Source organism: Cellulomonas citrea (genome assembly GCF_009829685.1).
GTDB lineage: Bacteria > Actinomycetota > Actinomycetes > Actinomycetales > Cellulomonadaceae > Cellulomonas > Cellulomonas citrea.
Genome location: NZ_VWSD01000129.1, coordinates 1 through 8477, shown reverse-complemented (window position 1 = coordinate 8477; position 8477 = coordinate 1). Strand labels below are relative to the sequence as shown.

Annotated in this window: 7 protein-coding genes; 2 read left to right on the top strand and 5 right to left on the bottom strand. The window is 71.9% G+C overall.

Annotated features, from left to right (window positions below):
• Positions 1-283: 283 nt before the first annotated feature.
• The 5 genes from adhE to F2B26_RS12615 all read right to left on the bottom strand — a co-directional run bounded on the left by adhE (position 284) and on the right by F2B26_RS12615 (position 7198).
• On the bottom strand, positions 284-3136 hold the full coding sequence (gene adhE / locus F2B26_RS12635) for a bifunctional acetaldehyde-CoA/alcohol dehydrogenase (protein ID WP_159809906.1): 2853 nt from the start codon (positions 3134-3136) through the stop codon (positions 284-286).
• A 118-nt stretch (positions 3137-3254) separates the two neighbouring features.
• On the bottom strand, positions 3255-4520 hold the full coding sequence (locus tag F2B26_RS12630; protein WP_235929654.1) for a YibE/F family protein: 1266 nt from the start codon (positions 4518-4520) through the stop codon (positions 3255-3257).
• 1 nt (position 4521) lies between these two features.
• Positions 4522-5400: a metal ABC transporter permease gene (locus tag F2B26_RS12625; protein ID WP_159809910.1), complete on the bottom strand. Its 879-nt coding sequence runs from the start codon at positions 5398-5400 to the stop codon at positions 4522-4524.
• Between the two features lie 56 nt (positions 5401-5456).
• A complete protein-coding gene (locus tag F2B26_RS12620; RefSeq protein ID WP_159809904.1) occupies positions 5457-6272 on the bottom strand; it encodes a metal ABC transporter ATP-binding protein in 816 nt (271 codons plus the stop codon).
• Positions 6269-7198 (bottom strand): metal ABC transporter solute-binding protein, Zn/Mn family, encoded by a 930-nt coding sequence (locus F2B26_RS12615; protein WP_159809902.1) that lies wholly within the window; start codon positions 7196-7198, stop codon positions 6269-6271. Before F2B26_RS12615 ends, F2B26_RS12620 begins: the two co-directional genes overlap by 4 nt.
• Before the next feature lie 172 nt (positions 7199-7370).
• Here F2B26_RS12615 and F2B26_RS12610 point away from each other — a divergent pair, with 172 nt between their 5' ends.
• Both F2B26_RS12610 and F2B26_RS12605 read left to right on the top strand, forming a co-directional pair.
• Positions 7371-7766: a Fur family transcriptional regulator gene (locus F2B26_RS12610; RefSeq protein ID WP_159809900.1), complete on the top strand. Its 396-nt coding sequence runs from the start codon at positions 7371-7373 to the stop codon at positions 7764-7766.
• A 13-nt stretch (positions 7767-7779) separates the two neighbouring features.
• Positions 7780-8477 (top strand): phosphatase PAP2 family protein (locus tag F2B26_RS12605; RefSeq protein ID WP_159809898.1); only part of this gene is annotated, 698 nt, incomplete at its 3' end.

The window sequence follows — 8477 nt, the reverse complement described above, 5'->3', positions numbered from 1 at the left end:
GGCGGCGGCGGCGAGCCCGGCGAGCACGAGCAGGGCGAGCGACCCCCACGCTGCGACCACCCACCAGGCGACCCGGTGGCGGACCAGCGGGCGTGGTGCGCCGCGGCTGCTCATACCTGCACGATCGGCGCCTTGACCCCGTCGTGGAGGGACCGCGCGCGACGCGTCGCGCACTTCACCCGGACGGGGGTCCCGAGAGGCGGTCCCGGAGACGGTGCCCCGAGACGGCACGAGGCCCCTGCCCGGACGTGCCGGGCAGGGGCCGCGTGCGTCGGTGCGGTCGTCAGCCCTCGACGGCCGCGGTCTCCTGCGCGGGGGCTGCCTCCTCGGTGACCTCGGCCACCGGGGCGACCGGGGCCGCGGCGGGCTCGCGGCCGGCGCGGACCTGCTCGACCGATGTGCCGTAGAAGGCCGCCGTCATGAGGTCCTTCATGTCGTCGATCATCGGCATCCGCGGGTTGGCGGGGGCGCACTGGTCCTCGTAGGCACCCATGGCGACCTCGTCGAGCCGGGAGATGAACTCCACCTCGTCGACCCCCTGCGCGGCGAAGGAGGCGGGGATGCCCACCTTCGAGCGCAGCGCCTCGACGGCCAGGGCGTACGACTCCACACCCTGCTCCGGCGTCTCGGCCGGCAGGCCCAGCGACCGCGCGATCTGCGCGAACCGCTCCGGGGCGACGTAGTGCTCGTACTTCGGCCAGCTCGTGAGCTTGGTCGGCACGCTGCCGTTGTAGCGGATGACGTGCGGCAGCAGGGTCGCGTTCGTCCTGCCGTGCACCAGGTGGTACGTCGAGCCGATGACGTGCGCCATCGCGTGCACGATCCCCAGGAACGCGTTGCCGAACGCCATCCCGGCGATGGTGCCGGCGTTGTGCATCTTCTCGCGGGCGTCCTTGGTGGCCGGGTCGGCCGGGTCGCCGTTCACCGACTGCGCCAGGTTGTCGAAGATGAGGCGGATCGCCTGCAGCGCCATGCCGTCGGTGAAGTCGTTGGCGTAGACGGACACGTACGCCTCGGTGGCGTGCGTGAGGGCGTCGAAGCCGGAGTCGGCGGCCAGCGAGCGCGGCATCTTCGCGGTGAGCACCGGGTCGATGATCGCGACCGACGGGGTCAGCGCGTAGTCCGCGAGCGGGTACTTCTTGCCCGCGTCGGGGTCGGAGATCACGGCGAACGGCGTGACCTCGGCGCCCGTGCCCGAGGTGGTCGGGATGCAGACCAGCTTGGCCAGGTCGCCGAGCACCGGGAACTTGAACGCACGCTTGCGGACGTCGAAGAACTTCTGCTTGAGGTCCGAGAACTCGATCTCGGGGTGCTCGTACAGCAGCCACATGACCTTGGCGGCGTCCATCGGCGAGCCACCGCCGAGCGCGATGATCGTGTCGGGGCGGAAGTGCCGCATCTGCTTGGCGCCGGCCTGCACGGTGCGCACCGACGGCTCGGGCTCGACCTGGTCGATGATCTGCAGCGCGATGGTGTTGGGGCGCCGGTTGAGCACGTCGATGATCTTGTCGACGAAGCCCAGGGTGGTCATCGTCGAGTCGGTGACGATGGTGACCCGCTCGATACCGGCCATGTCCTCGAGGTAGCGGATGGCGTTCGGCTCGAAGTAGGTCTTGGCCGGGACCTTGAACCACTGCAGGTTGTTGTTGCGCCGGCCGACCCGCTTGATGTTCACCAGGTTGATCGCCGAGACGTTGTTGGACACCGAGTTGCCTCCGTACGAGCCGCAGCCCAGGGTCAGCGACGGCAGGAACGCGTTGTAGATGTCACCGATGCCACCGAGCGAGCTGGGCGCGTTGCAGATGATGCGCACGGCCTTGATCCGCTTGCCGAACTCGATGGTGAGCGCCTCGTCCTGGGTGTGGATCGCGGCGGAGTGGCCCAGACCGTCGAACTCGACCATCTTCTCGGCGAGGGTGATGCCCTCCTCGGTGCTCGTCGCACGCAGCACGGCCAGCACGGGGCCGAGCTTCTCGCGGGTGAGCGGCTCGGCCGGTCCGACGCCGGAGACCTCGGCCATGATGATCGAGGTGTCGGCGGGCACGGTGAAGCCGGCCTGCTCGGCGATCCAGACCGGCGACTTGCCGACGACGGTCGGGTTGAGCTTGGCACCGGCGCAGTTGGTGCCGCCCGCGGTGACGCCGAAGATGAACTCCTCGAGCTTGGCCTTCTCCGAGGCGTTCGCGACGTAGGCGTGCAGCGCGCGGAACTCGACCATCGCCGCGTCGTAGATCTCGTCGTCGAGGATGACGGCCTGCTCGGAGGCGCAGATCATGCCGTTGTCGAACGCCTTGGACAGCACGACGTCGTTGACGGCCCGCTTGAGCTTGGCGGTCTTCTCGATGTAGGCGGGCACGTTGCCGGCGCCGACGCCGAGGGCGGGCTTGCCGGAGGAGTACGCGGCCCGGACCATCGCGTTGCCGCCGGTGGCCAGGATGATCGCGACACCCGGGTGCTTCATCAGCTGGTTGGTGGCCTCGATCGACGGTGCGGCGACCCACTGCACGCAGTGCTCGGGGGCGCCGGCGGCCACGGCCGCGTCGCGCACGATCTTGGCGGCGGCGACCGAGGACTTCTGCGCGGCGGGGTGGAACGCGAAGATGATCGGGTTGCGGGTCTTGATCGCGAGCAGCGACTTGAAGATCGCGGTCGAGGTCGGGTTGGTCACGGGCGTGACGCCGCAGATGACCCCGACGGGCTCGGCGATCTCGGTGATGCCCTGCAGCTCGTCGTGGTAGACGACGCCGGCGGTCTTGACGTTGGCCATCGAGTGCGTGACGTGCTCGCACGCGAAGATGTTCTTCACGGCCTTGTCCTCGAAGACGCCGCGGCCGGTCTCCTCGACGGCGAGCTTGGCCAGCGAGCCGTGCTGGTCGAGGGCGGCGACGGCGGCCTTCTTGACGAGGCGGTCGACCTGCTCCTGGTCGAACGAGGCGTACTGGGCGAGCGCCTTGGTGGCGTTGGCCACGAGCTCGTCGATGGCGGCTGCGACCGCGAGATCAGGCCCGGCCGCGGGGGCGGGGGCTGCGGGCGCTGCGGGTGCGGCAGCACCCTTGCGGTTGGTGCGGGGTTCGGCGACGGCCACCGGACTCTCCTTCGCGTTGGTTGATGTCTCGACGCTACGGAGGGCCTTCATGGGACGAATGGGCAGATGGTCCTTTCCTCCCATCAATCTGCGCCGGATGGCCGCCAGCAGGAGGCTGACCAGGACCGATGTCCTGCCTCGGGGCTCGGTTCGGCCCGGAGGCCGCAGGTCAGACCGGGTGCGGCCGGGTGCGCACCTCGACGGCCGCGGCGATCGCGGTGGTCGCCGGGATGGCTAGCAGCAGCCCGATCGCACCCGCCAGCGTGCGCACGATCTCCTGGGCGAACACGCCCTGCGTGAGCGTCTGGGCCAGCGGCAGCTCGTAGAGCTGCACCATGAGCAGCACCGGGAGCGCGGCCCCGGCGTAGGCGAACGCGATGGTGTACACCGTCGAGGCCAGGTGGTCGCGGCCGATCCGCATCCCCCCGGTGAACAGGGCGGTGAACCCGGCCCGCGGTGCCACCTCGGCCAGCTCGCCCACCGCCGAGGCCTGCGTGATCGTCACGTCGTTGAGCACACCGAGCCCGGCCAGCACGATCGAGGCGAGGAACACCCCGCGCAGCCGCGCCACACCGTCGTCGCCGAGCATGCCGGCGAGCCGGAAGTCCTCCTCACCGGCCACGGGGCTCAGGTGCGCGGCATGCGCGGCGAGCACCCCGATCCCGGCGATCATCACCAGCCCCGCGACGGTGCCGATGAGGGCGGTCGTGGTGCGCAGGGTGGGCCCGTGCGTGAGGTAGGCGACCACCACCATGATCGCGACGCTGGCCGCCAGGGACGTGACCACAGCCGGCCGGCCGGTGATGAGCGCGGGCAGCAGGTAGACCCACAGCACGGCGAGCGCGATCGCCAGCCCGAGCACCGAGCGCAACCCCCGCCAGCCGCCGACCAGCCCCGCCACCAGGACGAACGCGAGCGAGAGCGCCCCCAGCGGCACGCTGCGGCGAAAGTCCGACCAGGCCCAGGTCTCGGCCTGGCCGTCGGCCGCCGGGTAGTACTCCACGATGATCCGGGTGCCCACCGGCACCTCGTCGGCGGTGACCGAGGCGGTCGCGATCACCGAGATGTCGGCCCCGGCCCGGGGGCCGGACGTCACGTGCGCGGCGACCTTGAGACAGCTCACCGAGGTGGGCTGCGAGCCGTCGGCCCGGGTGTCCTCCACGGTGGCGTCGCACGTGCTCGTCGTGCGGCCGGTCACGGTCGCCGAGACGTACTGCACCCCGGTGTCCACCAGACCGGCCTTGTCGGCGACCTCGTGCACCGACCCGGGCCAGGTGGCCACCATCGTCACGACGGCGGCCACCGCGAGCAGCAGCACCGCGGCGACGAGTGCCTGGGCGGTGCGTCGTGAACCGCGTCGTGGCGGCGTTGCCGCGCCCCTGCGGGTGCGGCGCGGACCGGGGGAGTCCGGGGTCGAGGCGGCGTCGTGGCTCACATCAACCCAGCGTGCCACCTCCGGCGGCCGGAACCGCGGCGGCCGCCGGGCGCCGCACCCAGCCGCGGCGGTTCCGGGCGTTGCCGACCTGGCGCGCCACGACGTAGATGAGGAACGAGATGGTGGTGATGTACGGGCTGATCGGCACCGAGGCGCCCAGCGCCAGCAGGATCCCGCCGACCGCCGAGACCTCCGCGAACACGACCGCGAGCACCGGCACCCAGATCGGCGACGCGCTCACCCGGGTGGCGGCCGCGGCCGGGGTGATGAGCAGCGAGAGCACGAGCAGCGCGCCCACGATCTGCACGGCCATCGCGACGGCCAGGCCCAGCAGCACCATGAACGCGATCGACAGGGCGCGCACCGGCACCCCGCGGGCGGTGGCCACCTCGGGGTCCACGCCGGCGAAGGTGAGCGGGCGCCACAGCAGCGCCAGCCCGCCGACCACGACGACCGTGATCACCGCCATCACCTGCACGCGCGCGGAGTCCACCGAGACGATCTGCCCGGTGAGCAGGCCGAACTTGTTGGCGGCCCGGCCTGGGTAGAGCGCGAGGAACAGCACGCCCAGACCCAGCCCGAACGGCATGAGCACGCCGATGATCGAGTTGCGGTCCCGGGCCCGCGCCCCGAGCAGGCCGATGAGCACGGCGGCCACGAGCGAGCCGGCCACCGACCCGACGACGACGTCGACCCCGATGAGCAGCGCGGCGGCCGCCCCGGCGAAGGACAGCTCGCTCACGCCGTGCACGGCGAACGCCAGGTCGCGCTGCATGACGAAGACCCCGACGAGCCCGCCGACGAGCCCGAGCAGGGCGCCTGCGATGAGCGACCCGCGCACGAGCACGAGCAGCTCGCCGTAGTGCGAGAAGTTGAACATCCGGTTCCACCAGGGGTCGGTGGCCGCGGCCTGCAGCACGGCGGACAGGGCGGCGGTCACGAGTTCTCCTGGTGCGCGGGGTGCGGGTGGTGCTCGTCGTCGGCGTGGTGCACGTGCTGGTCGTCCCCGACGATGAGCACCCGGCCCTGGGCCCGGACCACCTCGATCGGGCTGTCGTAGAGCGCGGTGAGGGCGGCCGACGTGAGCACGTCGTCGGGGGCGCCGATCGCGTGCCCGCCGGGTCCCAGGTAGAGCACCCGGTCGGTGTACGGCAGCACGGGGTTGATCTCGTGCGTCACGAAGATCACCGCGGTGCCGGTGGCCTCGCGGGTGGCGTGGATGAGCGCGGTGACCTCGTGCTGACGCCGCAGGTCCAGGGACAGCAGCGGTTCGTCGCACAGCAGGATCGCCGGTTCGGAGGCCAGGGCCTGGGCGATCCGCACGCGCTGCTGCTCACCGCCCGAGAGCATCCCGACCGGGACGTCGCCGTAGGGGGCGGCACCCACCGACTCGAGCAGCTCGTCGACCCGGGCCCGGTGCGAGTGGCGCCCAGGCCCCCACCGGTCGCCGTCGATCCCCATCCGCACGAGGTCGCGGGCCCGCACCGGGGTGGCCGGGTCGACGATGCGCTGCTGCGGGACGTAGCCCAGGGCGCGGCTGCCCCGGCGCGGCGGGTGCCCGAGCACCCGCACCGACCCCGAGGTCAGCGGCAGCAGCCCGAGGGCGACGCGCAGCAGCGTCGTCTTGCCCGATCCGTTGGGGCCGAGCACCGTGAGGAACTCGCCGGCCTGGACCGACAGGTCGATCCCGGACCACAGGATGCGGTCACCGAAGGCCAGGCCGGCGTGCTCCAGCTCGAAGACGCCGGTCACGCGGTCAGCGCGGTCCGCAGCGCGTCGAGGTTCGCGGTCATCCACGTGATGTAGTCCTTGCCGGCGGGGAGGGTCTCGGTGACGGGCACCACCGCCACGCCGGCCGCCTTGGCGGCGGCGAGCACCTGCTCCGTCTGCGGACCGGTGGTCTGCTCGTTGTACACCAGGGCGGCCACCTCGTGGGAGCTGAAGAGCGCGAGGGTGTCGGACAGGACCGTCGCCGGCACGTCGGTCTCGTTCTCGATCGCCTCGGAGAACTCGGCCGGCGTCTTGTTCACCAGGCCGAGGTTGCCCAGCAGGTAGCCCGGCACCGGCTCGGTGATCGCGACGCCCTTGCCGGCCACGGTGGTCTTGAGGTCGGCCGTCGACTGGGTGAGCGTGGCGACCTTGGCGTCGAACGTCTTGGCGTTGGCGGCGTAGGTGTCGGCGTGGCTCGGGTCGACCGTGGACAGCTGGGTGGCGATGGTGTCGGCGACCTTGGTGACGGTCGCGAAGTCGTACCAGACGTGCTCGTTGAGCTCGCCGCCCGCGGGGGCCGTCTTGCCGGAGACGTCGACGGCGTTGATCACGGCGGGCTTGCTGGACAGCGACGACAGCATGGTGTCCATGTAGTCGTCGTAGCCGCCGCCGTTCTCCACGACGAGGGACGCCTTGGAGACCGCGAGCTGGGACTGGGCGTTGGCCTCGAAGGAGTGCGGGTCGGCGTTCGGGTCCGTCATGAGCGAGGTGACGTCGACGAGGTCGCCGCCGACCTGCTGGACGACGTCCCCCCACACGTTGGTCGAGGCGACGACGACGACGGCACCGGCCGGGGCCGAGGCCGAGGCGGAGGAGCCCGCGGTCGAAGAAGACGAGGAGCACCCGGCGGTCAGCAGGACGGCGAGCGGGACGGCGACCAGCGGCAGGCGGCGGAGCAGGGAGGACATGGGCTCTCCGGTTCGAGCAGGACTCGTCGGCGGGGTGCCGCCGACGGGATGGGATCGATAGGGAGAGTAGTTCTCATTAGCGATAGGACCAAACGGCGGGAGCGGTTCTCAACTAGACTGGTCGTGTTGAGAACGGCGACCGCCGTGCACGCACCCCACCCTCGGAGGACCCGTGGTCGGCCAGCGCACCACCCGCCAGCGCACCGCCATCACCTCGCTGCTCGACGACCTCGACGACTTCCGCAGCGCGCAGCAGGTGCATGTGCTGCTGCGTGAGAAGGGGCAGGACATCGGCCTGGCCACCGTCTACCGCACGCTCGGCGCGATGGCGTCGGCCGGTGAGCTCGACACGTTGCGCACCGAGTCCGGTGAGTCGCTGTTCCGCCGCTGCGAGCGCCCCGACCGGCACCACCACCACCTGGTCTGCCGCACCTGCGGGCGCACCGTCGAGGTGCAGGGCCCCAACCTGGAGACCATGGTCCGCGCGATCGGCGCCGAGCACGGGTTCGTCGACATCGAGCACACCCTCGAGCTGTTCGGCACCTGCGCGAACTGCGCGACCCTGTGAGCAGCGGCACCCCGTGACGGACCCGCGGCCGGTGGTGTGGTGGGCCCGCGGGCTGCTGCCCGGTGCGGTGGCGGTCCTCGTGGGCGTCGCCGGCTTCCTCGTCGTGCTCGACGGCGTGCGCGAGCACGAGGACCTGGCCCGGCTCGACAACCCGGTGCTGCACGCCCTCGTGCTGGCCCGCGGGCCGGCGCTCACGGCCACCATGCGCACGATCTCCCTGGTCACCGGGCCGACGGTGCTGCCGGTCCTCGTGGCGGTCGCGGCCCTGGTCTGGGGGCTGCGGCGGCGGGAGTGGTGGCGGCCGCTGCTGCTGGTCGGCGCGATGGTCGGCTCGACGCTGCTCGGGCTCACGCTCAAGGGGCTCGTCGACCGCCCGCGCCCGCCGGTCGCCACGATGGACGTCCCCGGGCTGGAGACCACGGCATCGTTCCCGTCCGGCCACACGCTCGGCACCGCGACCCTGCTGCTGGTCGCCGGATACCTCGTGGTCCGTGCCCGGCCGACGCGCGCGCGTGTGCTGGGCTGGGCCGGTGCGGCCGTGGTCGGGACGTCGGCCGTCGCGCTGTCCCGGCTCTACCTCGGCTACCACTTCCTCACCGACGTGGTCGCGGCGATCGCGCTCGCGGTCGCGGTGCTCGGCGTCGTCATGCTCGTCGACGCCCGGCACGTCGCCGCGTCGGTGGCGGCCGCGGGCGGGGCCTCGGACGACGG

What these genes read in the sequence shown, in the direction of transcription:
- adhE (WP_159809906.1), bottom strand. Translation starts at nt 3,136, where the DNA reads ATGAAGGCCCTCCGTAGCGTCGAGACATCAACCAACGCGAAGGAGAGT.
- F2B26_RS12625 (WP_159809910.1), bottom strand. Translation starts at nt 5,400, where the DNA reads ATGTTCAACTTCTCGCACTACGGCGAGCTGCTCGTGCTCGTGCGCGGG.
- F2B26_RS12615 (WP_159809902.1), bottom strand. Translation starts at nt 7,198, where the DNA reads ATGTCCTCCCTGCTCCGCCGCCTGCCGCTGGTCGCCGTCCCGCTCGCC.